Raw genomic sequence first — 24,614 nt, 5'->3', positions numbered from 1 at the left:
TCTTTTTTTATTTGCGTACAGTCAGCAAGCCGCCAATGAAATGCCGCAAGCCAAAGGCGATCAGCAGCAGTGGCCAACTGGTATGAAAACTCCAGCCCCACATATGTTCTATCGATACATACAGCCAGAATGCAAATACCAGGTTGAAGCAGCCTTTGGCTATGTGCTGGGGTTTGCTGGGGCTGATGATATCGACCAGGCCGCTGATGGCGATCATGGCGGGTAACAGGAACCAGTAATCCATAGCATTGAGCATGTCCATATGATCCATCAGGAACACGCAACCGGCAACGATCAACGCCAATCCAAAGAATAAATTACCTTTGTTGATGTGTTGATTGTTCATTTCGTTCGTCATACGATACCCTTTCTTTCACTGTTTGCGGACCTGGCACGTGTGTGCCTATTGGGTCTGAAGGCAGGTTTTTTCGTAACAACTGGAACGAGCTATTTTTGAAAACCTGCCGGTTCTTGTCCGGTGAAGTCAAGATACGCAAGGCGGGCGTGTTTGTCGCGTCTGTGTCGGCGAATGACGCAAATCGTCGGTAATTGGCGCTTGAGGGAAGTTTTGTCGGGCAGGATTGGCTGCCAGCCGGTTTTACCATTGCATGGTTCAGCAGTGGTGGTGTGGGTGTCGTGTTAGCTGAGCAATTGAATGAAATGCTCGGCGGTGCGTACGATACGCTTGGATTCCGTGCCGAACAGGTCATGGGTTTCCTGCACGATATACTCATTGGAGCCTTTGGTGCAGTACAGCAAACCACGGAAATTCGTGCCCAGATAGACAAACGGGGCTGCCTTGGTCTTGACCGGTACATCACTGCCGATCAAGGCGCGTAATTTACGCTCAACTTCATACAGGTTTTTTTCATCCAGGGTAACGGTAGTACCCTTGGGTGTAGGGAAGCTGCTTTGAAACGATGGGTTTTGGCCCATGGGATTTCTGAACGTGATTTTGATACCCAGTTTCAAGAACTTGGATACCGCAAAGAAGTCATTTTCATCGTACATGGCGAATCCCTGAAAGCTGTGATGCCAGCCAGGGTGGCATCATCCTTGTTCTTGTCGACATGTGATTGTTGGGACGATTGTTGAGAATCGCATGTCTTTTCGGAAAGCTTGCCAGAATTCAGTCGTTTATACAACTTTTCTTCCATGTAAATTGGCTTAAAACAACTGACAGGCGCAGTAAGATCGTAAACAAGTGTTAAGCCGTAAAACCAGCGCCTTTCGCCATCAGCACCGCACCCAGAATAATGACGACGATACCCGCCAGTTCCAGATGTAAAACCCTGCGTATATTCTTGGCCTGGGCCGGACTCAGCAGCGGTAACTGATTTTGCTTCAACGCCGGCGCCCAGCGCAGGAAGATCATGGTGGGATAGATGGACAGCAGACCGACCACGATAAAGGCAGTCATCTTGAGCAGGAAGGCATGATTGTGCAGATAATAGGCCGCACCTTTCTCAAAGTAGATGACGCGCAATATGCCCATGACCAGGATCAGCATGGCACTCACGCCATAGATGCCGTCCAGAGTACGCAGGCTTTTGGCGGACGACACACTCAAAGGCTGACGTATCAAGATCATTTCCGCGACCAGTGAACTGACCAGGGTGAATGCGGCAAGATGGTGTAAAAAGGCGACTAGTAGATTCATTTGGCTGGCTCCTGGCAAGATTGATGGTTGGGACTTACGCAAAACCGCCCCAGCTGCGTTGCAGCTCCTAGCCGTACTATTCGTACTGTCTTCGTCGCTACGCCTTGCTGGGACAATTTTGCGTAAGTCCTAATGGTAATCATATAGATGGCAACAACGGGGAATGCAGGGAGTCTAAACCATCTTTCTTGTGCTTGCCTTAAAGTTAAGACCAGTGCCGGTAAATATGTCGCTAAGCACAGGTAAAATGGCGCAAGCCCTCAGAGCATGTTTACGATCTTATTGCGGGCTGTCACACAGAGGCAGGCTTACTGCCTGCACGATATTGCCTTGCTTGTCTTGCGCAAATGCCAGCAGCGACAGGTTTTTACGTTTTGTGCTGGCGGGTATGGCCAGTTGGGTGGAATAGCTTGCGGTTTTGCCTGCGTTCAGCCGGTAGACTTCACCCCATTCTCTGGCAACGTAGTCATGCTGCAAGGTGGCACCACGGTTTTCACCGGCCTGTATCTTGCTGACCAGGCCCTGTTCTACCAGGCTGACATACAGGCTGGCTTCTTGCATGCTATTGCCTTGCAGATTGACATACAGTTTGTTGTCGGCCAGTTTCTCTATGCCCAGACGCAGGCTGGCCGTTGCCGGTTTTTGATTGATACGCTTGATGTCATCGCTCAGGCCATTGCGCCAGTTGCGCACTTCCTTGCCTGCCAAAAAGATTTCAGGTGTATACACCGAACGACTGCCCGCCAGGTCTGCCAGGCTGCGCTGTCTTTCGGTGTACAACTGTTTGGCAAAGATATCTTTCCAGCCCAGATAATCCCAGTAATCCACGTGCAGGGACACCGGTATCACCTGATCACTGTTCAGGCCCGTGCTTTGATACAGGCGGCTGATGGTTTTGTCGGCAGGCGGACAACTGTCACAGCCTTCAGACGTATACAGTTCCAGCAGGGCGACGGTATGACCGGGACTGGTTTTGCTGCAAATGTCGGCAGCCTGCAGGGGGCTGCTGGCGACACTGGCAAACAAGCTGATCAGGAATAGGGGTTTCATGGGGGCTCCTTGTGACTAAGAACCTGTTTACGATCTTACTGCGCGAGCGCAATAGGAGTCCATGCGGGGCTCATGCGCTGCTCAAAATGCTCATGTACTTAGAGTACATTCCGCTTTTTGCGCTGCTCTTCACCCCGCTGACGCTCGCTCGCTACAGATCGTAAACACGTTTTAAGACTACGCTACAGTGTAGTCGGACCAGCCCCGATTAACTTACAACTGCTGCTGTGTTACCCGCTTTTTCCAGTCGGCATAGGTTTGGGGAACTTTGTTATCTGCCACCATGATGCCAGCCAGGCTTTGTTTGAGTGCGTGCAATTCTTCGTCAACTTGCTCAAATGAGGTAGTGGGATCAAGGCTGAGCAGGCGCGCTGCCAGTGCTTCCAGTTGCAGGGCAGGGTGTTCACCTGTGTGTGCCCTGGGTATGGCGCTGCCTTTGACAGCAAAGACGATCAGGTTGTAGCTGTCTTCAGAGCGGCTCCAGCAGACCTGTTGCTTGAATACTTGGCGCAGGCGACCCAGCATGTCTGCCAGGGCGCTGGGTTTGCCCCAGACATTGGCAACCAGCACGCCGTCGGTAGCCAGTTGACGCTGGCAGTTGGCATAAAATTCTGCCGTGTTGAGTGCGGCCACCAGGCCGTTTTCATCATAGGCATCCAGCAAGATGACATCGGCTGCATAGGCATGCTGCTGCAAATGACTGATGGCATCACACTGGATGATGTGCAGGCGTTCGTCATCTGCTGGCAGCATGAATTGCTCGCGCATGGCGATCACGTCAGCATTGATTTCCAGCGCGGTGATACGGCAATCGGGCAAGTGGTGATAACAGTATTTGACGAGGGAACCGCCACCCAGGCCTATCAGTAAAATATGCGAAGGCCTGGGGTGAAACAGTAAAAAACCCATGACAGTGCGCGAGTAGGCGCAGACCAATTCGTTCGGGGCATCCAGCTTCATGACACTCTGCATGCACTTGGGGTTCAGGTACATCATGCGCAAATTGTCGTCGTCGACATAAAATGGCCGGCCCTGGTGCGCTTGCTGTATGGCTTCCAGGCGGCGCATATGCTCCAGCTCGGCACCGGATAGCTTGTTCAAAAACAGGCTGGACAAACTTGCGCGCTTTTCTGCCATTCCCCTATCCACGGTTTTGTGTAGAACGCATCCCTATTTATGAAATGAGTCCTGGTTGCTGCTGGTTGCTACTGGTTGGTATTACGGATGATCATACTGCCAGTTGCTCTTTCAGGGCGGCGATCTGCCGTTGCAATGCATTGTTTTCCATTTGCAGGCTCTGGACTTGCTGGCGCAGGGCGCTGACTTCATCCAGGGTCTGTACCCTTGCAGTTTGATGGTCTGCCGTGACTTCGGCGGCGGCTTCGCTGACTTTGGGTGGTGCTTTATGCTCGCGTGCTTTTTCCCGGACCTGGCGGGCTGCCTGTTGCAATTCCTTGCGGCCACCTGCCACGGCGGCGACCTGTTCATCGCTGGGTAAAGAGGCGATGGCAGCAGCGGCGCTGATGGATATAGTGCCATCGCGTACCGCCTGCACCAGTTCTGGCGCGGCTGCTTTTTGTATTTTTTCTATCTGTACCACAGCATTGCTGCTGATACCGGCAACCCGGGCGATTTCCTGGCGGCTCTGGGTGGGCTTGATGATGGGGACGGCGACTTCGCTTTCTGGCGTATCTGGCGCGGGTTGTTCTTCCTGAGCCTTCATGCGGCTGGTGACGATTTCTTTCTTGCGCAACGCCAGCATGCCTCGCTGGAAGTCAGACACACTGCGACGTCCAAGGTGATTGTCTATCATCCACAGTTGCACGTCTTCAATATTGATAAAATTGCCATTTTGCACGGTATTGTAAGACAAACCATGACGCTGGCAGATGGCGTAGCGATTATGGCCATCGATCAGGATGTCACCCCAGCACACCAGTGCATCGCGGCAACCTTCTGTGAGTATGCTGCGCTCAAGCGCAGCGAATTCGTGTTCGGTCAGGGGATCGATATAGGCGCGCAGCGCCTCATGGATGACTATGCTCATGCAATAACTCTTGTGGGATATTTCCTGGAAGGCGGCATTGTAGCCGAGATTTCACAGCTTACCGTTGTGAGCAGGCAGCACGTGTACAATACTTCACCTTTGTGCAGACTTTATTAATGAAGCTGGAGTCGGCACAGCCCAAATACACTTGTGCCAAACGCAATGATTGTGTGGCTGGCACGGCTTATATATCTTTATGGCTATTTTTATACCCATTTGATGTATCAGCACCAGGCACTCCATAAAGACAGGAAAAAAATACGATGATGACCTATGAAGAATATCTGGATGAAGTCACCACTTTAATGACGGAACGATTTGATCTCAGCGATGATGAAGCCATCAAGCATGTAATGCGGGCCCAGGCGGCCGACTTTTTTACCTTGCACGACGATGTTCCCGCCATGCGTACGCAAGAAAGGGCCGAGCAGGATGCCAAGGCCATCTATGACATGCGCAATAAGTCGCGTGGACATGCACCGGTCAAATTAGTCAAAACCGGCGGCAAGCCGCGCAAGGCCTGAGCAGCTCCCACGAATGAAAACACCAAAAAGACTGCAGCCCTTGCAGGAAGAGGGCTTGCTGGATGAAGTCATGCGCCAGCTTATGAGTGGAAAAGAAGCGACCGTGTATGTGGTGCGCTGTGGCGAAGAAATCCGTTGTGCCAAGGTTTATAAAGAAGCCAGCCAGCGTAGTTTTAAAAATGCCGCTTCGTATCAGGAAGGACGCAAGGTCAAAAACAGCCGTCAGGCACGCGCCATGGAAAAAGGCACGCGCTATGGCCGCAAGATGCAGGAAGAAGTCTGGCAAAGCGCCGAAGTGGATGCTCTGTACAAACTGGCAGCCGCAGGCGTCAAGGTGCCACGGCCGTATATCTGTTTTGAAGGTGTGTTGCTGATGGACCTGGTCACCGATTCCGACGGCAATGCTGCACCGCGCCTGAATGACATAGAACTGTCACCGGCACTGGCGCTGGCTTATCACACACAGTTGCTGCATCAGGTCGTGCTGATGCTGTGCGCCGGGGTGATACATGGTGATCTGTCAGAATTCAATATTCTGGTGGATGCCGAAGGCCCGGTGATTATCGACCTGCCGCAAGCGATTGATGCTGCCAGCAATACCGAAGCTGCCGTCCTGCTGGAACGCGACGTCCGCAATCTGGCGACTTATTTCGGTCAGTTTGCCCCCGAGCTGCTGGATACCCAATACGGCAAGGAAATCTGGAAACTGTATGTCGCCGGCTTACTGACACCGGAAACCGCATTGACCGGCAAGGTGGCAATAGACAAGCGCCCGGTTGACGTTGGCGCCGTGCTGGAAGAAATCGAATCTGCCATCCTGGAAGAAAAAGAACGACAAAGACGCTTGCTGGAAATGTAAGCCCGGGCAACTTTGACGATAGTGGCAGACGGGAACTCTCACCTTGATCTCTTGTCCATATTTGTTCATTGGTTGCGTATGGATGGCATCAATGATTTATGGATACTTGTCGAGGAGCATATGCATGATTAAAGGAAGCTGCTTTTACCTGCGCCATGTCAGAAAAGAAGATGTGGCGACCCTGCTTGATTTGATGAACCATCCAGATGGCAAGGGCGATTTTTTACCCCTGGATATCATGTTGCCGGGCACTGCTGAAAAGAAATTTGATGATGAGTCGCGCTCCAAGGAGATGTCGGAGACGTTTCTGATTATTGACGAGAATGAAAAGATCATAGGACGTGTCTTTCATTTCAAGACCGTGCCGTATTTCAATGCCAGGGAAATCGGCTATGGCCTGTTTGTCAAAAACCTGCACGGCAAAGGTATCATGACCGAGGCAGTAAAACTACTGACCGATTACCTGTTCAAGACCCTGCTGATCAACCGCCTGGAAATTCACATGAGTGTGGGTAACATTGCATCAGAAAAAGTCGCCATCAACTGTGGTTACATCAAAGAAGGCATTGCGCGTGGTGCCATTTTCTGCCGTGGCAAGCATGGAGATATTGCGATGTATGCCTTGTTGAGACATGAATGGGAAGCGCTTTGATGCCAGTTAGGTCAACAAGCCCTAGTCACCTGACGAACTGATGTAATGGGTATTACTATTTTTTCGCCCGAAATACCTTCTGTATTCCCGCATTGATCTTTTGCATTTGTTCAGACGAGATATCTTTGCTGCAGACGATATAACGGTGTAATCCTGCCGGCATGCCTGCCAGATCCATCTGTGTGGTCTGGTGCAGGCTGTCTTCTTTATCTTTCAGGTATTCCCAGTCTTCACGATCAATCAGCATATAGGATGCGCGGTTGGCGCCGACCATGCGTGCCATGATCATCGGCAGGGTGGTGCTGCGTTCTATCCGGTTTTTGCTGGATTTGATCATGGCATCCAGTTCTGGTCCGTAGGACACAGCGTCGACGACACCCAGCGTCAGGCTACGGTCTGCCATCAGGCTGGCGAGGCTGCGGTGGGCAGATACCTGCTTGATGGCAGCAGGGCTGACCAGCAAGGTATGCGGCGGGTCGGTATGGAAGATGTCGGAAAACTGTACCAGCGACTCACGTTCGGGAATCCTGTACCAGCCGAACGAGCAATAGTTTTTGCTGCCGCCAGAAAAATTACTCCAGATGCGTTTCGCCGGCTCTTCCACAAAATTGACTGGTATGTGGGCGACGCTGAAGACCTGCTTGGCGCGGTCCAGCAAGATGCCTTTTTCGACGCCGTTTTCAATATACTGATGCGGCGGCTTGATGCGCCAGGCGACGGTAATAGTGTCTTCTGCTGCCACCGTGTGCACAGTGTGGATAAGCATCCATATTGCTGCCAGGCTGGCGAGTGAAGGGAATTTCATTTTGTGAGCGCAAAGATCAATGGTGCATTTTACTGTGCTGACGCCGGTGTTGCAGTATTTCAATTTCAATACTGCCTAAATGTGGTTTTACGGTAGGCAAATGTAAAAAGACCGCTGTCGTGCATCAGCACTAACAGCGGTCTTTTTAAGAATGTGTGCTGATTATTGACGTACGCGCTTTTTTGCACCCGTGGCCGAGCTGGATTTTGCCTTGTAGGCTGGGGCTGCGGCACCAGGGAAGGCTGGCGTACCGGCTTTCAGTCTTGGCGCAATAGGGAAAGGAAATTTAACGGCAGACTTTTTCTCTGGCGTGGTTGCCTCAACAACTGCGGGTGCTGCTTCAACCGGGGCTGCTGGCTTGGTAGCGGTTTTCTTGGGCGCTGGCTTGGCGGCTGCAGTAGATGTAGTTGCGGCCGCGCTTTCGGTATTATTTGCAGCGTTACCTGCATTAATTGGAGTGGTAGCTTTTTTCAAGGGTTTCTTTGCTGTAGTTTTTTCGATAGTTTTTTCTGCTGCTGGCTGCGCCTTGGGAGCTGCTGTTACCGGCTTGCTTGCCTTTGCAGGACTTGCTTTCTTTGTTGCATCAGCAGGCTTGGCAACTACGGGTTTGGTTGCCACGCTTTTGCTGGTCTGGGCAATCTTCTCTGCGCCCGCTTTCTTGACATCAGCTTTGACCTCAACTTTCGCTGCCGGTTTTGCTTTTGCTTTTGCCTTGAGCTTAGCTACAGGCTTGGCTTCCGGTTCTGCCAACAAAGTCAATTGCGTGGTCGCGGCGACAGGCTTTGCCACTGCAGGTTTCTTGGCCGCAGTTTTTATTGCCGGTACTGTAACTGCTGTCACCTCTTGTGCCGGGGAACTGACGGCTTGCCACAATTCTGCCCGCGCATTGCTGGTGATGCTGGCCAGTTCACGGCCATAGGCCAGAATTTTTTCCAGTTGCGGCTGGCTGTGGGCACGGCTCAGGGTCAGGATGTCTTGCGGTTCTTTGACGGCAAAGAATTCATGCGTGACGGTATTGGCATTGTCGAACGACTGTTTTGCCAGATTGAAATTCAGGGCAATCAGTTTTTCCAGTCCACCAAATGCAGATTGCGAGAAAGCCCGGAAAACCGCGATTTGTGTCGCAAACTGGTTCTGGGCAGCAGATGATAATTGTTCATTAAGCAAAGACATGAAACTCTCCAGAGTGGGTAGGGATAATCGACCATGCAATATTGCCGTGTTGAATCAAATTATTGGCGCGATGCAGCATTTGCATATGGTCTTGCATTTTATCGCTTAAATGCTTAATTTGTAAGCACTATTTTTGCATTGCAATATCTGGATTGTGACGCTGTCATCGGCGCAGGGAAGGGCATGCAGTGCCCATATCGATATTACTGCGCTTGAGGATGCGGCTGGCTTGATTTGGCCAGCCACGGGTAAAGGGGTACAAATGGGTACGAAGGGGTACAAGGGATAAGATTAGCTCACTTTATGCTCAGCGAAACTCAGTGCGCCAGTCAGGTCACCCGGCGGTAAAGCACCCCGTTCAATAAACGCAGCGTTGCGCACTTTAATCCCTTCCAGCAGGGGCAGGCCGTGCAGGCGGGTGATGAAACGTAGAATGGATGTCGTATCGTAGAAGCTATGGTCGACATTTCCCTTCTTCGCATAAGGGGAAACGATCATCGCCGGGATGCGTGACCCTGGTCCCCAGCGATCGCCTTTGGGTGGTGCCACATGATCCCACCAGCCGCCATTTTCATCGAAGGTAATGACGACCAGCATGTTTTTCCACTGAGGGCTTTTCTTCAGGTGTTCCAGCACATTGGCGACATGCTGATCACCGGATTCAACATCCGAATAACCCGCATGCATGTTGAGATTGCCCTGCGGTTTGTAAAATGTCACGGCAGGCAGTTTACCAGCGATGACATCAGCTAAAAACTTGTTGGATATGGGGCTGTCACCCAAGCCACCATCGCGTAAATGTTCTTTGCGCGCCGACGTGCCTGGTGCGAATTGCTTGAAATAATTGAAAGGCTGGTGATGATATTGAAAATTTGGTTTTTCACCGCCGCCTTTATATTCCAACGCAACTTGCCAGGCGCCACCGTACCAGGCCCAACTGACACCTTTACGCGATAGCAAATCGCCGATGGTGTCATAGCTTTGCGGTGGTAAAGTACCCGGATCTTGCGGATCTGCCAACGTGGTATCACCATCAAGTGCTGGTTTGACAGAGCTGGGCTGATAGGGTGGGGCCATGGTATTGACTGCATAGCCGTCCGGGGTAATTGCGCCATCGTTGACGAATTTTGGTTTGCCATCCAGTGCCGATGCTGGGCATTCTTGATCGATGGCCAGCCTGACTCCGGTTGGACCATCCTCGGTGACTGCTATTTTTTTTATTGCCGGGGTATTCGGTGCATCAAAATATTCAGGAGTCCTGCCAGAGACCAGGAATTGATGGTTCAGATAGGAACCACCAAATGCAGCCATGAAGAAGTTGTCGCAGAGAGTATATTGCTGAGCGATTTTCCATAAATCGAGATTCTTATGCGTTTCCCCATAGTGGCCCATGGTCAATGCGCCCGAATCTGCCCAGGCGACGAAGCGATCATTTTTCCCACCGTTGATCTGCATCTGATTTTGATAAAACAGATGCCACAAATCCCGGGTGATCACGGATTCAGGAAGAGGCAAGCCCTCTGCATCTTTCAAGGCAAACGGAGCATTTGGCAGACCATTGATCTTGTCTTCATCAATCACATAGTTTTTGCCACCCAGGTTTTGCGCACGCGACACCATTCCACCCCATATTTTGGGCAGGGTACTCAAGACAGAACCATCCCTGTCTTTTTGTGTAAAAACAGCAGCGGGGACATCAGACAAAGGCTGGCTGACGCCGGGGAAATTGCCAAACAGATTATTGAAGCTGCGGTTTTCCAGATATATCACGACCACATTCTTGATATGTGCTTTCAGCTTGGTGTCCAGAGAACCCGCCACGACTTTATTTGCCGTATGCGCAGCAGTTTCTCCCATAACGTGCATGCTTCCAACCACTCCAGCGACAGCTGCGCCTTGCAGCAAGCGTCGGCGGGATGGGTCTGTTGGAAGATCGGAGTTTTCGCTATGATTTGGGGGCTGCTTATCTGACATGGTGGTTCCAAAAAGATAATGAATTTAGTGATATTTGGTAATAGATTCTTCAATGAATAGCGGCCATTTTTGCTCCCGATTATATGATAGTGCCCAGTCATTTGCGGAATTAATATGGTTCATTTTCCACTTCATGCTGGATACAAATTGATACGACAGGAATGTTGGCGTGAACAACAGGGGCATGATGCATAATGGTATTCAGTGCATTTGCCAGAGAAAATCATGCCCTCATCATCTACCAAAATAAGTACACCGCAACACGCCTCAACAGATGCCTGCCAGGCTGTCAGGGATAAGCTGAGGCAGTTTGTGGCTGATCGTGACTGGGCGCAGTTTCACACGCCCAAAAACCTGGCCAGTGCCTTGACCGTTGAAGCGGCAGAGTTACTGGAAATTTTTCAGTGGCTGCCCACAGGCAAACCAGAAGAATTGAACGAGCAGGCCAGAATCGCTGTCCGCCATGAAATAGCCGATGTGATGAATTACCTCATCATGCTGGCAGACACCCTGGATGTGGATCTGTTTGCCGCCTGCCAGGAAAAAATTGCCCTGAATGCCTTAAAGTATCCTGCCCCTCTGGTCAAAGGGGATGCCAGGAAATATTCGGAATACGAGAAGTAGGAAAAAACGACAAGCAGGAAAAAACGAAAAGCAGGAAAAATCCTGAATCACCGTGTTTTCAATGCCGATAGATAAAACGCCAGCGAAGCAAGGGAAAATACCAGCAGGCAGGTAAAAATCACATCCGGTGAAGATGCATGCTGTATCAGGCTGGCAATGAGCAACGGGCCAGCGGCTTTGGAAAACAGCGCCGGGCCGGACATGGCACCAGAAATGGCACCATAGTTTTCAGTACCGAACAGGGCTTGGGGAATGGTGCCACGGACGATGGTCAGTATGCCATTGCTCAAACCATAAAAAATGCAGAACAGTGCTAGTGCCCAGGCATGCGAGCCAAACAGTATCAACGCCACCAGTGCCGCTGGCAAGGCGGTAAAGGTGAACTTGCCCACGGTTTGTGGCATGGCATTTCTTGCCAGGGTCATTTCGCCGATGCGGCCTGCGACTTGCATCGGGCCTATCAGCGCAGCCATGAATACTGCCAGCGTAACCGGGTGGCCTAGCTGACCCAGCAATGGGATCAGATGTACCGACATGGCAGAAAAGACGAAGCTGTTTGCAGAAAAAGCAAATGCCAGTTTCCAGAACGTAGGGTTACGCAAGGCTTCTTGCAGGCTGTGACTGCGATTTGTGTTTTGTGCTGTGTTTGCTGTCACTGTTTCTGCGGGTGGTGCTGTCTTTTTCGCCTGCAATAGCAAATGCAGCGGCAGGCATACCAGAAGCTGGGCAATACCGTAGGCAAGATACGTGTCGCGCCAGCCCATCAGGCTGTTCAGTTTTTGTGTCAACGGCCAGAACACGGTACTGGCAAAACCACCAAACAGGGTCAGCGTAGAAATTGCCTGGCGGCTGTGGATGGTGAAATGATGGGTGATGGTTGCAAAGGCCGCTTCATACAGTGTCATTGCCATGGCCAGCCCCAGTATGCTCCACGCCAGAAAATAAATTGGCAGCGTGTGCGCGCTGCTCAGCAATATCAGGCCCAGACCGCAAGTGGCTGAACCCATGCCCATGACCAGCCTGCCGCCATGGCGATCCAGCAGCATGCCGGAATAGGTGGCGATCGTACCTGCCACCAGCAGGCTCCAGGAAAACGCACCGAATACCAGCTCTGCCCGCCAACCCATCTCTTTTTGAATTTCAGGTGCCAGGATGGCGATGGCGTAATACAGTGATCCCCACGACAGAATTTGTGTGACAGCCAGGATGGCAATGGTTTGCAAGGCGCGTGGGGTATGTTTCATCTTGAAAATAAGGTGGATTGGATTTATCTTGCGCCTGGTTTTTTTGAGGGCTTTGTCAGTTCAACACGTCCCAGTTTTAATTGCATGGCAATAGCCGATGCCGGACATGCACCTTGTAACTGGCTGGATGCTTGCAGGCCGACCGGGAGTTTGCTGCTTTGTATGATGCGAAAACCGAATTGTTGAAAATACTTGTCGGCATTGGTCGTCAGTAGATACAGGCGTTTGATACCTGTGTTGCGTGCCGCATCAATCAATTGCATCACCAGTTGCTGACCGTAGCCTTGGCCTTGGGCTTCAGGTTGGACGGCTATGGAGCGCAAGAGTGCATCCTGTGCGTAGATCTCGAGGCCACCGCAAGCTATCAGCGCATCGTTGTGGAATGCTAGCTGGAAGTGTTGCAGATGGGCATAGGCACCTTCCACGGGTAAGCTCTGGCTGTTTAACAATAAACGTATCGCTGACCAGTCTTTTCTGCTGGCAGGCCTGTATATCAATTGTTTTGGCAGGATGATAGTTTTGTCTGGTGCTTTACGGATTGGTGGTGCGATGCCGCAACCGGGTCTGTTGTCTTTTTGTAGCGCATCGATTAATACCTGCATGGCAGTCATGATTGCGGACTGCTGTGCTGCGTTTGCATCAAGCAATAGCTGATCTGCATGACGATTCAAGGTCGTGTCAAGCGTACTGGCGCGTTTTCTGCCTGCCGCAGTCAGACGCAGGCTGACGCTACGCCGGTTATCTGCATTGACTGTTTTTGATAGCGTACCATCCGCCGCCAGTGCATCGCTTGCCCGGCTGATCCAGCTTTTATCAAGGCCCAGACGCTTCACCAGGGTTTGCTGGGTAAGGCCATCTTCACGCAACAGCTCTGTCATGACGTGACATTGCACAGTGGATGCGCCGTTACCACAATTGGTTTTGATACGCTGGTCGCGTACATAAAGCCGGACAAATTCCCGGAGCAAGGCACCGGTAGTAGTAAGTGTGTTCATGCAGACATGCAGGGCTCTTCAGGTATTTCATTAGAATGGTTGCGTTTGACAACGATCATACGCCTTGTTATCAATTATTGTCAAACCAATCGTTGTCAAACACAACTAATGTGGCTAATGGAGTTTGCGGTCGTGAATTGACCGCCTGATCACTGTTGGGCAGTTCGTGTAGTGAGAGAACCCTGTCGAGATGTTGCAGGTGCTCTATGATCAGGCAGCAGGTTTATCGGCAGCAGTGTCATCCGGTCTTTTACTTTTACCTTCCAGTTTGTAGAAGAGCAAGGCCATGCCGGGGGCAAGAATCAGCCACAGGAACACCGTCCACATCTGCGACTGTTTTTCACCGGAGGTGGGCAGGGCCAGATACGCCTTGCTGACATCGGTTTTGGATACCAGCACACGGATGGGGGCACCAGGGACCAGTTCGTTTGGTTTCATGCCTGTCATTCTCAGCACATGATGCGCTTCACAGCGACTGCAGATGGGTGATATGGTATCGGCTGTTCTTTCGACGCCATTCACGATGTAGGAGAAGGTGATCTGTATCAGTTGCTTGTTAAAGCCGCCGGTCACGACATAGCCAGGATTGTCGTCCACACCATGCACCATTAAAACGACCGTGCCGTCAATCTGCTCAAACTCGGTGTCTGGTATGCGCATGGCATTGAGCTTTTGTACATTTTCTATGCCCAGATAAATGGCAATGATGGCAAAAATTACGGTGATGGTTCTGACTATCATCTGATGCGTTCTATGAGAAATAAGCAGGTCACAAGCATATCTTGCGACATAAGCTGAACTGGAATTTTAACCCTGGCAAGCGACAACAGGCGATAAATTGCATAGTCCTCTTGATACTTGTGGCTTTGCTCATTATTTGGAGGCAGGTTTTTCTGCGGATTCGGCGATCACTTTTTTTCGTATTGGCAGGTTCTGACCCAGGTTTTCAAAATTGGTCGCCGGTTGCAGGTGTTTCTGGCGGATCCTTCCCCAGTCGCTTGCTGATGCACACTTGCCGTTATCAGTTTTTGCATTCATGGAAAAACTGGTGTTCCTGTCCTTGCCCAGCATGATCAGGCGGCAGTAGGTGTTGTCCCTGGCGGTTTCCAGTACATAGGGCAATTGTGCATCGTCATCATCGCCATAAAAGGCGATGTTTGCCGGTGTTGGCAAGTCTTCCCATTCATTGGCTGGCATGTTGAAAGTCTGCATCAGTTTACCATTCAGGCTGAGACGTTTGACGATGCGTTTCTTGTCAGTGCTGGCATCGGTGCAGTCAATGAAGTTGACATTGGCTGGCGCATTGATGGCCGATGAGGAAGTGCAGACATCCATGCCACGGCCGTCATTTTCAGTCATGAGTCTGGCGTGGGTATCGGCAGACTGCGTCTTGGCAAATTTGACTGACCTGGCAACCAGAATGGTTTTATCGTTGATGATACTGACTTCGTCATAGTCCAGGTCTTGCCAGATGGGAAAAGAAAGCAGCCACCATTTTTCTTGTTGGCGTATCGAATAAGTGACGGGCAGCTTGTTGCCATCGCCCGTGCCCGCCTGGTGCATCTTTAGCCAGGGTGTCAATACGACAGTCTTGCCGCCCTTGGTCTGCTCACAGCCAGTCAAAACCAGTAATGTGGTAAATAAGGTGGCAAGTAATGTGGTAAGTACAGGCAGCAGCCGGCCCAGGCGCAACTTGCTCTTGCACAGCAACTTGAAATGGAATGAATATCTTTGAAATGCCTGCAAGCCGATCTTTCTATGGAAATCGCATTGAAAATACAGAGAACGCGGAAAAGACAGATGTTGCCACAACTAGTGGCCAACACGGCTATATTCTATGGGCATGGGCACAAAAACGACTATATGTCCTGGATTGGCGACCGGTCAGACTGGTTGCCGCTTAAAAATCAACTAAAACAAAGCAACTAAGGCAAATCAAGGCAGAGCTGACCTGTAGTACTTAACTCAGCTTTGGTGGCGTCCATATCCACATCCATATTCACCTGCATGGCAGCAGCAATGATGTTCATGTCATGGCTACTGATTTCAACGATGCCGAAACGGAACTGGTAAGCCCAGTTGCGCACGCCGGCAGAAAATTCCATGCTTTCCAGTAGCGGATGGATGGCGGCTATCTGAGACGGCAGCCACAAGACATCACGACGGTAGGGCTGAAATCCTTCACCCATAGCCACCTGGTAAGTTGCGCGCGGTAGGATGATGCCTAGCGCGGTAAACGCCTGTAGTTTAATCTTGCTGCCAAACACCTGACTGGGTGAGTAATACACCACCCTGTCGCCCGCTTGCAGACGGCGCAAAGGGGCAGCCTTGCCATGACATACCTGCATGAAGCCATCGCGCTGACCACCTTGCACATGGTCAGCCGAGGCAACTGCAATCCAGTTGCGTGTCATGATCAGCTTGGGGTAAACACGCGCAGGCGATGACCGTCTGCATCCAGTGCCACGAAGGTGTAGCCAAAATCCAGCGCACAGGGCGCTTGTGCAATGCTCAGCCCGCGTGTTGCCCACTGGGCATGGGTGGCATCAACGGCAGCCTGGTCGGCGACGGTAAAGGCCAGTTCGCTGCCACCAACGGCGGTGGCTGCCGGTTCAACCGTGGCGGCAGCCCATAAACCCAGCATGACGCCGGATGTGAGTTTGAACAGGGCAAAGGTGTCTGAGTTTTCTATCGGTGCCAAACCCAGCAATTCGCTATAGAAAGCCGCGCTGGCTTGTGGGCTGGAGACGTATAAAAGAATATAGCCGGGATTAAACATGAGATGACACTCCTAATAATGGGACATGGGGTAAATGCCCTGAGCCAGGTGCTCAAGGCCTGGCCATGGTATGCCCTGCCAGTGTCAGTTTCTGTCAGTAGTGTTTTGCGGGAGTAGCAGCGGGAAAACCGCTGCGTGCACCAGTTTCTGGTGCACGCATGATGGGGATTGGTGCAGATATGTGACGGTGACGGAATGGGCCGCTGGCAGGCCCCGTCCATTGGTTGACTTGCTGCTTATTTGCCAGAGCAAATAAACGGATAATGGGTATTGTCTATCAGCGGTATGACTCCGAAGAAATCATTCAATACCGATTCAGCGGTACAGTAGGCCCCTTCGACCCAGGCCTGGTCATTGGAATAGGCTTCGCCGACGATGAAGATATTCGTATCTGCACCAGGTATCAGTTGTGAAGGCTTGCGGATTTTTTGCTGTACGTCGCCAATATCATAATGTGCAGCCCAGGCATGGTAGCCGGCATTGAAGGGCGGTAGCGACCAGTCTATGTAGGCGGCATCCAGCGGTTCCGGCACGGAGGTAAAATCGGCATTCGGGCCGAAATGGATATTCGCCAACTGCTTGCGCACCATCTTCAGCATGCGTGGCGGCAGCTTGCGCGGGCCTTTCAGTGGCTCGGTGTTTTCAGATATGGGGAGATGTCTTTGCTCATCCGGTCCCAGCTCCAGTTCTTGCCAGAAGGTGGTGAACATTTCATCGTCATAGGCAGCCAGCAGGCCATACACCGGTTCTGCCGTCTTGTCAGTGGCATTGTTGCCAAAATAGACCACCATGCGTACCGGATTGTCCGTGACGCTGGGGCCTACGGTATTGCGGGTTGATGCTGACAACAGCTGTTCTTCCTGCGGTACGGTCAGGCGTTCCTGCAGGCGCTGTTCCACCACTTTCAACAGGCTTTCGGCGCTGGAATAGGGCGTGTTCATGATCTCTGCCTGACCATCCACCGCCGGTCTGGCGATTTTCAATAAATACCTTTCCGGGAATTGTTGTTTTTCCAGCGCCAGCAAGACATCCTTGGTGACTTCGTAACTGGTCAGTTGTGGTGGATAGCTGGCCTGGGTCAGCCACCAGGCTTCCTTGAAAAACATGCCTATCTTGTACGAAGGCTGCATGATGGATGCTTCCATGTACAACTGTACTTTCTGGCCGTTCAATACATCCAGCCCGGGGTGGCTTTCATAGCGTGTCGCCTGCGCCACTAGTTCCAGTGCGTAACGCGGCATGGCCAGCCAGGCGGCATCGGTGGTGCCACTGCCGGATTTCTTGTTGGGATTGTCGCGGTTGGCGATGCTGTAGTGGATGACATGGTCGATGTCGAGTATGGAATGCAGGCGACGGTTAGGCTGGTAATCAAAAACCACGCCCTTGTCTTTTGCCAGTTGCTTGATGGTTTCAAACAAGGCCTTGAACATGCCGGAATAGCCGGTCGTCAGGGTCTTGTACTGATTGCCGGGGGTGAATTCATTATTGGCCTGGAAGGCGACTGCGGCATTCCAGTTAATCACATTCGAGGTATAGCCATTGCCATCGGCGGCATAGTTATAGCCTTCAGAACCCAGTTGATCAAACATCAGGTTCCAGTAACCGATATCCTTGAGCTTGTCACCTTTCTGGAAGATGGATGATTCCGGCAATTCAGCCGTGATTTTGCCGTGCTGGTAAAAATGATCCCACTCACGCCGGGTTTGTGGCCCGGTAGTGGCGGTCACAGCCAGGTCTTCAACCACAGTAAAACCCTGATTCGGCGACAAGCTGGCAAGATAGTTGTTGGCGTTATAGGGCGCGGGGTTACGCGAAGTCACCTCTTGCAGATAGAAATTTTCGCTGCGCAGGTAGTACAGTGGATTGTCAGATTCATTGAAGGGCACCGAATACTGATCCAGCCCCAGTTTGGAAATGACGGTTGTCACCAGTCTGTGGCCCGGTGCCTTGCCATCATTCGCATCCTTGGCCTTGCTATTCCATTCTGAATAACGCATGCCACCCAGTTCCACATAAGACTTGCTGGGGTCATTTTGATAATGCCAGGTACAGACGCGGGCACCGGGTGCGCGGCTGCCATGGTCTTCTTTGCTGAAGTCGTACTTGCCCCAGTCATACAGTTCAAGTTTGTCACCCTTGCCCAGCAGTTTGTGATGCTCATGTTCCCTGGTTTGTCCGCTTAACAGACGCCAGGCAGTGTACAGGCCAGCGGCGCCGGCACCGAAGATGGAGTAGGTTTTGGTTTTCATGATGTCGTCTGTTCGTTATGTGGTTGAACCGATGGTGGTCGAGTCGATGAGTTGTTGTGTGTTCACGCATTTGCATTATTTCAATTGCGTAAAGTATTTGTAGCCGGTGGCAAAATGCGAGATATCAAATGGGGTGTGGCCATCCAGAGTCAGGTCTGCCAGTATTTTTCCCAACAGTGGTACAAACTTGCCTGCCCAGCCCGTGGCATAAATCACGATGTCCTTGTGTGCAGGGACGTAGGCAGGTGCAAAATCGACCAGCAATTCCTTGTTGGGGATTTTGCTGAGCGCCACCAGGCAGGTAGAGGTGTAATGCGGCACCGGCTCCAGGCCCGACATATGATTTTTAACCCACTCTGCGGTATAGGCCAGCTCTTGCGGATTGGGTACCAAGGTGCGCTGTTCAGGAGAGTCGAGCGGTGTGATCACGAAGTCAGACGCAACCCGTATATAGCCGGGATAATTCCAGCTGACTTCAGGGAAACCATAGAACTGGTTGCCATTGCTGCCCACAGGATTTTGAAACACAAACCAGGTCGGGTATTGAACCTGCGGTGTCGTCTTTTTATAAAATGCCGATGCCATATTCCAGTAAGTGGCAGCCACCTGGAATTTCAGCAATTTGAAAACAGCATTGGCATACGGACCCGGAACCAGTACCAGTTTCTTTGCCGTAAAATTGCCCAATGGGGTAGTCACTTCAAACTGATCATGATGATGTTCTATCTTGGTGACCGGCGCTTCTTCTTTCAATGTCACCAGACTGGATTCACGGTTCCAGTTGTACAGGGTTTGCTGGGTCGCTTTCAGGTCTATGCTGGCACCCTGGGGCTGGAACAAACCCGTGTAGGTGGATGGCAAATCCCGGAAATGGTATTGACTCTCAAGCTCGCTGGCGCTGACGGTGGTGTAGGGAACGTTTTGCGCTGTCAGGGCAATTTCTGCCTGCTTGATATTGCCCTCGGTGGAATGCACATCCGGGTCACCAAACCACAAGGTACCGACTTCATCCATCAACGGTACCGGTGTCAGGCTTTGCAACTCATCCCAGAAAGGAATGGATTGTTTGACCAGCTTGACCATGTATTCATCCGGGTAAGGGATGCGGAACTGTCTTGATACCCCGGCAGAACTACCCAGTTGATTGATGAAGGTAAATTGCTCCAACACCAGGGTGCTTACCTTGCGCTTGCTCAGGTGATAGGCAGTTGACAGGCCCATGGGGCCACCACCGATGACGATCACATCGAAGTGTTTGTCATTGTTCATAAGATGTCCTCTCTGTGTTCAATGCGCGTTGCACGCATGGCTTGTCTACATCGAGGCATCGTACCGGATCAGGCACGATGCTATATTCATCTACAAGTTGATCTGCAAATTCGTCTGCAAATTCATCTGCAAAAGCAGGCAGGCATCATGTCCTGATCAGCGTGGCGACAGAAATATGGGGCCAGTCTATATCCAGGAAATTCAGCATCACTGTCTGCGTGTACTGCATTTGCAGGAAATGGCTGCCATCCGGGCGTTCTACCGTTTCTATCCAGAAAATCGCATCCATCTTGGTGGCATTCGCATTGATGGTCACGAAAGGAATATTTACAATGCCGCCTACCGGTATCGAGGCGACTGACAGCACTGTATTGCTGATGATGTTCTGGCCATGTATCGCATCTACCAGTGCCTGGTTCATGTTGGCGACGTATTCCTGTTTCATGCCAGGGGGCAGTTTTGTAAGCGTATAAGGATCAAGATAACCCAGCATTTTGTGCGCCAGGCCAGGGCCGGTGGGTTTGGCACTGACCGGTGCAATTTGCGGGCCGCCTTTGGCACCAAAGCCTACGCCTTGCGCTAGCAGGGAATCACCGTGCGGTATGGTCGATTGCCGGACGACGCTGGCCTTGCCTGGTGGCACTGTAGTTGCCGGCACGTTCAGCCAGATGCCGGGTTCAATATGGATGCCTTCCAGCGTTTGCGCATCATTTACCTGTTGCAGGTAAGTCAGGCCAAAGATGTTGATATCATTTTGGGCCGAACCACGATTGGGCACCGCACCGCCAATGGCATTGAACTGTATTCTTTCCGTCGTGGAATTCAGGATCAGGCGAAAATCATGGCCATTTTGTTTGTCGGGTACGGCAATCAGGTTAAAGCCGCGACCGGACCAGGTACCTTCCAGTTCAGACAGGAATCCTAACGGTGACGTGGCCTGATGGCTGGGCGCTGCGGCGCGCAGAGGTGAATTGACATTCATTGATGACATCCTTCTGAGGTTTTACTGCGTGAGAAAATCCGGATTTGTTTTAAAGAACAGATACAAAAACCTTAAGAACCTGTTTCCGATCTTACTGCGCGGGCGTGATCGGGGCTCATGCGCTGCTCAAAATGCTCATGTACTTAAGTACATTCCGCTTTTTGCGCTGCTCTTCGCCCCGCTGACGCTCGCTCGCTACAGATCGCAAACAGGTTCTAAGCGAGTTTGTTCAGGCGACGCAGATGTGTCTGAGAAGCTGATTGCCTAAATAATAAGAATTTGGTTAATGAATAGTATAGTAAAAAAATTAACTTGTGAAGCAGGATTTTACTCAATCCTGTGAGCAATGCGACCGGGATAGCGTGCAGTTTCTGATAAGCAAAACACAGGGAGGTGAGAAGTGATCGCGCACAGGCTTGATGGATTTTCTGTGCGGTATTTTTGATGGAGCAGGGGGTAAAGAAAGTGGGCAGGTGCCTGCCCAGATGATTTAAGTCAACACGCCCTAATTCGCGCTTTGCGGCCCTTGCCCGGCACTGTGATATAGCGAAGGGATTTTATTTCTGCTGAGTATCATCATGCCCATGCTGGCTGCGGCCAGCAAAGCCCAGTTCAATCCGGGCAGATGCAGGGTCTGCGCCAGATCAAACAGGATGCCGCCCGCCATGCTGCCGACCATGGTGCCTATGCTTTGATAGAACATCTGTTGCGACATCAGCCTGCCGGTATCGGTTGCCGATTTGTTGGCAAACCGGGCGATCAGTACGTCCAGTGAAGGCCCATAAAATACCTGGCCGAACGACAGTAAAATGGCTGACGCGACGACTGCCGCTGCGCTGTGGGTAAATACCGTCATCAGCGCAAAACTCAAAAATAAGCAGGCATAGCCTATCTTCAAAAACCGGAAATGGTCACGCGTGCGCACGGCGCGACTGGAGATCGGGATCTGGAAAAAAATGATCACCAGTGCTGCCAGCCAGAACGGCGTGGATACCGGAATCTCGGGTGTAAACTTGGGGATGTGCAGACTGAAACCTATCATGGGTTGCACGGCAAAACACCAGAATACCGCATTCGATAAATGAAACATCAGCGGCAATTGTGAGGGGGTATCGTTCACATCACCATCCATGGCGTCGACAGGTGATGCTGCTGATGTTGCTACACTGGCGTTTTGTTTTTCCAGTGCCAGGTGATGTGCTTCATGATCGCTGATGGCACGCATGGCTACCAGCATGAACAGGCCGTAGACAATGAAAGTGATCAGCACGATCAGGAACACCAGCTTCAATTGTTCATGTGGCACCCAGCTAGCCGTCAGATAACCACCTACCAGGCCCATACGTATGGAAAATGCCAGCTTGCTGAACAGCGTGGCCTGATTCAGTTCTTTCAATTTCAGCAGGTAATTTTTTAAACCAGGAAAGGACAGGCCGCTGCCCAGACCCGCCAGCAAGGCAAACAGGGCCAGCGCCCAGGCCTGTTGCAAATACGCCATGCAATACAGGGCAATGCCTTCCAGCAGGATATTGCCTGATACCGCCAGCGGATGACCCGCCAGGCGTGGAAAGCGGCTGCCTGTATAAGAACCCAGTACACGCCCCAGGTTCAGCCCGAATAAAATCGATGCAGCCCAGAAGCCGGAAAACGCTTTGCCAGTTTCGGAAACGATGATGGGCGTATACAAGGCAACACCGCCAGAGGCAATCGCCACACCAATGTAAATCAGATAGGAATTAAAAGCTGGATTGAATTTCTTGTTTTGCATAGTGAACTTGAGCGACCAGGGCGCCGTCATCACCTGAAAACAGCAAATAACCGGGGTCTGCCAATAAGGATGACATCGGCCATAGACCAAAGTTCACAAAGACGGAATCTTTGTGGATTCAGGCAAGCGCGGACACATCGTGGAAGCTGCTTATTGTACGCCTAATTGACGTCCGCTGTTGCCGTATTGAAAGAAGGAACTTGCCTGGCAAGCATTAAAAGTGCCCAAGATAGAGCCAGATCCAGCCTGCCAGCAAGGCCAGGCTCAGCAAAAACAAACCACCGGCACCATTGGGTCGCAAGACACCAAAATAGCCAAGGGCAACGGTTGCCACGCCTTTTTTTGCGCGTTTCATACCACGCCAGCGCTGTATCACTTTCAACCCAGACAACACAAAGGTAAAGGTCGCACATGACAACAGCGATACCCGGAATACGTTGAGCAAATTGACTTCACCCAGCGATACCTTTTTATAAATGAGACCGATCATCGCCATGATGAACGCCGCACCGATAGAGATGGCGACATTCGCATACATGGTCTTGCGGCTGGTGATGGCGGCATCTTCCAGCTCACATTTGAGCATGTCCACTTTTTCATTGATCAGGGTAGAAGTCTCATGCTTGATGGCGAGTATGCGCTGGTCTATCGCGGCACCTATCTGTGCGGTGGAATAATCAATGAGCGACTTGATGTCATCCTTGGTCATGCTGCGCTGATTATGTATTTCATCCGACAGCAGGGCGATATTTCTATCTACCTGTTCGCCAGCTTGGCGGATCACATCTGACAATTCCTTGCTGACCTGGTTGATGGAACGATCAACCAGTGGCGCTACCCGTTCATCGATGACACGGTTAAGACTGTTTTCAAAATGCTCGGAAGCGTTTTTTAATTTCAGTGGGTCAAATGCCATTCTTTCTCCGGTGCTTGGGATAGCGATGCTGCCCGTAATGTCTGACGGGACGGTACTTGAGATATCAAAATACAGTACTTGTCAGAATTGATTTCAGTATTGTCATTTCTATCTATACGCTTGCCGTCACTGATACTTTTATTGAATCGTCAACCCACAAAGGCTTATCATGCTGATGAAAAATTTATCCCTTGCCACATTGGTGCTCACTGCGCTGACTGCACATTCCTTCGCTTCCGCCCAGGCGTATACCGGTGCGGCTATTGGTCGCAGCGAACAGGCGATTAACTGCAGCTTCGCTATTACATGTGACTCCAAGTCGAATAATTTCAAGGTCTTTGGCGGCTACAATATCGACAAGAATTTTTCGGTTGAACTGACTTATTTTTCTTTGGGTTCTGCAAGTTATTCATTTCCTGCATCGGTTAGTGCTTTTAGCGCTGTTGCAACACCTGGCGCTATGGTCACCTCCAAAGTTAAACAGAGCGGTCTTAGTCTGGCAGCAATCTATAAACTGGAATTTAATGAGACTTTTGGCGGTTTTGCCAAATTGGGTATCGCCAATGTCAAAGAGGAACGGACGTTTTATATTCCCGGTGCAGCAAACCCTGATTCTTCGTCTAGTTTCAACAAGGCGCTAGTTGGATTGGGGCTGACGTATAAATTAGCCCCGGACTGGACCTTGCGGGCAGAGGCTGAGAAATTGGACTTTGGTAAAGGCCTGAAGGGGACTAATTTCAATATCGGCGCGCAATACAACTTTTAATCACACAGACAGTTTGTCATTGCCAATGAAAAAGCAAAACCTGCAATCAGGTTTTGCTTTTTGTTTTTTGGGGCAGGGTCACCGCGACAACTGAGGTAAAAACTGTGGTTACGGCCAAAGGGCTAGCCAGTCGATACCAATTAGCCATAAATACAGTACTTGCATATTTCAAATTTTATTTTTGCAAGCCTTTGTATAAACTGCAACTTGTTCCCTGGGCAATAAGACAGGTGTTTTTGGCCATGTTGCCATGCACCTTTGATGCTTCGGGCCCGGTT

General features: G+C 51.1%; 25 protein-coding genes. 5 read left to right on the top strand and 20 right to left on the bottom strand.

The features are described from left to right. Nucleotides 1-7 precede the first annotated feature (7 nt). The 6 genes from ACO0K9_RS17820 to ACO0K9_RS17795 all read right to left on the bottom strand — a co-directional run bounded on the left by ACO0K9_RS17820 (nucleotide 8) and on the right by ACO0K9_RS17795 (nucleotide 4,757). Nucleotides 8-358, bottom strand: a complete 351-nt coding sequence (locus ACO0K9_RS17820; protein ID WP_422987346.1) for a LiaI-LiaF-like domain-containing protein — start codon at nucleotides 356-358, stop codon at nucleotides 8-10. A gap of 281 nt (nucleotides 359-639) precedes the next feature. Continuing rightward, nucleotides 640-1,011: a hypothetical protein gene (locus ACO0K9_RS17815; RefSeq protein ID WP_422987344.1), complete on the bottom strand. Its 372-nt coding sequence runs from the start codon at nucleotides 1,009-1,011 to the stop codon at nucleotides 640-642. 196 nt (nucleotides 1,012-1,207) lie between these two features. Beyond that, nucleotides 1,208-1,660: a DUF2214 family protein gene (locus ACO0K9_RS17810; protein ID WP_422987342.1), complete on the bottom strand. Its 453-nt coding sequence runs from the start codon at nucleotides 1,658-1,660 to the stop codon at nucleotides 1,208-1,210. Nucleotides 1,661-1,939: 279 nt separating this feature from the next. Next, nucleotides 1,940-2,710 (bottom strand): DUF1223 domain-containing protein, encoded by a 771-nt coding sequence (locus ACO0K9_RS17805; protein WP_422987340.1) that lies wholly within the window; start codon nucleotides 2,708-2,710, stop codon nucleotides 1,940-1,942. A gap of 213 nt (nucleotides 2,711-2,923) precedes the next feature. Next, nucleotides 2,924-3,847 carry a fused MFS/spermidine synthase gene (locus tag ACO0K9_RS17800; protein WP_422987338.1) on the bottom strand — a complete coding sequence of 308 codons (924 nt, stop codon included), beginning with the start codon at nucleotides 3,845-3,847 and terminating at the stop codon, nucleotides 2,924-2,926. Nucleotides 3,848-3,938: 91 nt separating this feature from the next. Next, a complete protein-coding gene (locus tag ACO0K9_RS17795) occupies nucleotides 3,939-4,757 on the bottom strand; it encodes a hypothetical protein (RefSeq protein WP_422987336.1) in 819 nt (272 codons plus the stop codon). A gap of 263 nt (nucleotides 4,758-5,020) precedes the next feature. Here ACO0K9_RS17795 and ACO0K9_RS17790 point away from each other — a divergent pair, with 263 nt between their 5' ends. From ACO0K9_RS17790 to ACO0K9_RS17780, 3 genes are all read left to right on the top strand, one after another. Further along, the gene (locus ACO0K9_RS17790; RefSeq protein WP_422987334.1) at nucleotides 5,021-5,281 is read left to right on the top strand and encodes a hypothetical protein; all 261 of its coding nucleotides are present in this window, start codon (nucleotides 5,021-5,023) and stop codon (nucleotides 5,279-5,281) included. Between the two features lie 13 nt (nucleotides 5,282-5,294). After that, a complete protein-coding gene (locus tag ACO0K9_RS17785; protein ID WP_422987332.1) occupies nucleotides 5,295-6,140 on the top strand; it encodes a PA4780 family RIO1-like protein kinase in 846 nt (281 codons plus the stop codon). A 124-nt stretch (nucleotides 6,141-6,264) separates the two neighbouring features. Continuing rightward, nucleotides 6,265-6,792 (top strand): GNAT family N-acetyltransferase, encoded by a 528-nt coding sequence (locus tag ACO0K9_RS17780; protein ID WP_422987330.1) that lies wholly within the window; start codon nucleotides 6,265-6,267, stop codon nucleotides 6,790-6,792. A 55-nt stretch (nucleotides 6,793-6,847) separates the two neighbouring features. Here ACO0K9_RS17780 and ACO0K9_RS17775 read toward each other — a convergent pair whose 3' ends face one another. The 3 genes from ACO0K9_RS17775 to ACO0K9_RS17765 all read right to left on the bottom strand — a co-directional run bounded on the left by ACO0K9_RS17775 (nucleotide 6,848) and on the right by ACO0K9_RS17765 (nucleotide 10,627). Continuing rightward, entirely contained in the window at nucleotides 6,848-7,597 is a 750-nt protein-coding gene (locus tag ACO0K9_RS17775) for a hypothetical protein (protein WP_422987328.1), read from the bottom strand. Between the two features lie 162 nt (nucleotides 7,598-7,759). Further along, nucleotides 7,760-8,770 (bottom strand): TIGR01841 family phasin, encoded by a 1,011-nt coding sequence (gene phaP / locus ACO0K9_RS17770; protein WP_422987326.1) that lies wholly within the window; start codon nucleotides 8,768-8,770, stop codon nucleotides 7,760-7,762. Nucleotides 8,771-9,061: 291 nt separating this feature from the next. Further along, on the bottom strand, nucleotides 9,062-10,627 hold the full coding sequence (locus tag ACO0K9_RS17765; RefSeq protein ID WP_422987324.1) for an acid phosphatase: 1,566 nt from the start codon (nucleotides 10,625-10,627) through the stop codon (nucleotides 9,062-9,064). 342 nt (nucleotides 10,628-10,969) lie between these two features. Between ACO0K9_RS17765 and ACO0K9_RS17760 the strand changes: the two genes are divergently transcribed. After that, nucleotides 10,970-11,368, top strand: coding sequence for a nucleotide pyrophosphohydrolase (locus ACO0K9_RS17760; RefSeq protein WP_422987322.1), 399 nt, complete (start codon nucleotides 10,970-10,972; stop codon nucleotides 11,366-11,368). Nucleotides 11,369-11,415: 47 nt separating this feature from the next. On the opposite strand, the gene ACO0K9_RS17755 is transcribed toward ACO0K9_RS17760, so the two are convergent. From ACO0K9_RS17755 to ACO0K9_RS17705, 11 genes are all read right to left on the bottom strand, one after another. Next, nucleotides 11,416-12,612, bottom strand: coding sequence for an MFS transporter (locus ACO0K9_RS17755; RefSeq protein ID WP_422987320.1), 1,197 nt, complete (start codon nucleotides 12,610-12,612; stop codon nucleotides 11,416-11,418). Between the two features lie 23 nt (nucleotides 12,613-12,635). After that, nucleotides 12,636-13,607 carry an arsenic resistance N-acetyltransferase ArsN2 gene (arsN2, locus tag ACO0K9_RS17750; RefSeq protein WP_422987318.1) on the bottom strand — a complete coding sequence of 324 codons (972 nt, stop codon included), beginning with the start codon at nucleotides 13,605-13,607 and terminating at the stop codon, nucleotides 12,636-12,638. 210 nt (nucleotides 13,608-13,817) lie between these two features. Next, on the bottom strand, nucleotides 13,818-14,348 hold the full coding sequence (locus ACO0K9_RS17745; protein WP_422987316.1) for a hypothetical protein: 531 nt from the start codon (nucleotides 14,346-14,348) through the stop codon (nucleotides 13,818-13,820). Nucleotides 14,349-14,480: 132 nt separating this feature from the next. Continuing rightward, complete coding sequence (locus ACO0K9_RS17740; RefSeq protein ID WP_422987314.1) at nucleotides 14,481-15,353, bottom strand: hypothetical protein; 873 nt, start codon at nucleotides 15,351-15,353, stop codon at nucleotides 14,481-14,483. Between the two features lie 179 nt (nucleotides 15,354-15,532). Then, nucleotides 15,533-16,021 (bottom strand): EVE domain-containing protein, encoded by a 489-nt coding sequence (locus ACO0K9_RS17735; RefSeq protein ID WP_422987312.1) that lies wholly within the window; start codon nucleotides 16,019-16,021, stop codon nucleotides 15,533-15,535. 2 nt (nucleotides 16,022-16,023) lie between these two features. Then, nucleotides 16,024-16,386, bottom strand: a complete 363-nt coding sequence (locus ACO0K9_RS17730) for a VOC family protein (protein WP_422987310.1) — start codon at nucleotides 16,384-16,386, stop codon at nucleotides 16,024-16,026. Between the two features lie 236 nt (nucleotides 16,387-16,622). Further along, complete coding sequence (locus ACO0K9_RS17725; RefSeq protein ID WP_422987308.1) at nucleotides 16,623-18,635, bottom strand: hypothetical protein; 2,013 nt, start codon at nucleotides 18,633-18,635, stop codon at nucleotides 16,623-16,625. A 75-nt stretch (nucleotides 18,636-18,710) separates the two neighbouring features. Further along, entirely contained in the window at nucleotides 18,711-19,904 is a 1,194-nt protein-coding gene (locus ACO0K9_RS17720) for an FAD-dependent oxidoreductase (protein WP_422987306.1), read from the bottom strand. A 145-nt stretch (nucleotides 19,905-20,049) separates the two neighbouring features. Beyond that, nucleotides 20,050-20,886 carry a heme-binding protein gene (locus ACO0K9_RS17715; RefSeq protein WP_422987304.1) on the bottom strand — a complete coding sequence of 279 codons (837 nt, stop codon included), beginning with the start codon at nucleotides 20,884-20,886 and terminating at the stop codon, nucleotides 20,050-20,052. A gap of 505 nt (nucleotides 20,887-21,391) precedes the next feature. After that, nucleotides 21,392-22,654 carry an MFS transporter gene (locus ACO0K9_RS17710; protein ID WP_422987302.1) on the bottom strand — a complete coding sequence of 421 codons (1,263 nt, stop codon included), beginning with the start codon at nucleotides 22,652-22,654 and terminating at the stop codon, nucleotides 21,392-21,394. A 214-nt stretch (nucleotides 22,655-22,868) separates the two neighbouring features. Continuing rightward, nucleotides 22,869-23,570 carry a hypothetical protein gene (locus ACO0K9_RS17705; protein ID WP_422987300.1) on the bottom strand — a complete coding sequence of 234 codons (702 nt, stop codon included), beginning with the start codon at nucleotides 23,568-23,570 and terminating at the stop codon, nucleotides 22,869-22,871. A 169-nt stretch (nucleotides 23,571-23,739) separates the two neighbouring features. On the opposite strand from ACO0K9_RS17705, the gene ACO0K9_RS17700 reads away from it, so the two are divergent. Next, nucleotides 23,740-24,336, top strand: coding sequence for an outer membrane beta-barrel protein (locus ACO0K9_RS17700; RefSeq protein WP_422987298.1), 597 nt, complete (start codon nucleotides 23,740-23,742; stop codon nucleotides 24,334-24,336). Nucleotides 24,337-24,614 lie beyond the last annotated feature (278 nt).

Source organism: Undibacterium sp. Ji50W (assembly GCF_049340445.1).
GTDB lineage: Bacteria > Pseudomonadota > Gammaproteobacteria > Burkholderiales > Burkholderiaceae_D > Undibacterium.
The sequence above is the reverse complement of the archived record's forward strand: the minus strand, read 5'-3'. Positions and strand labels throughout refer to the sequence as shown.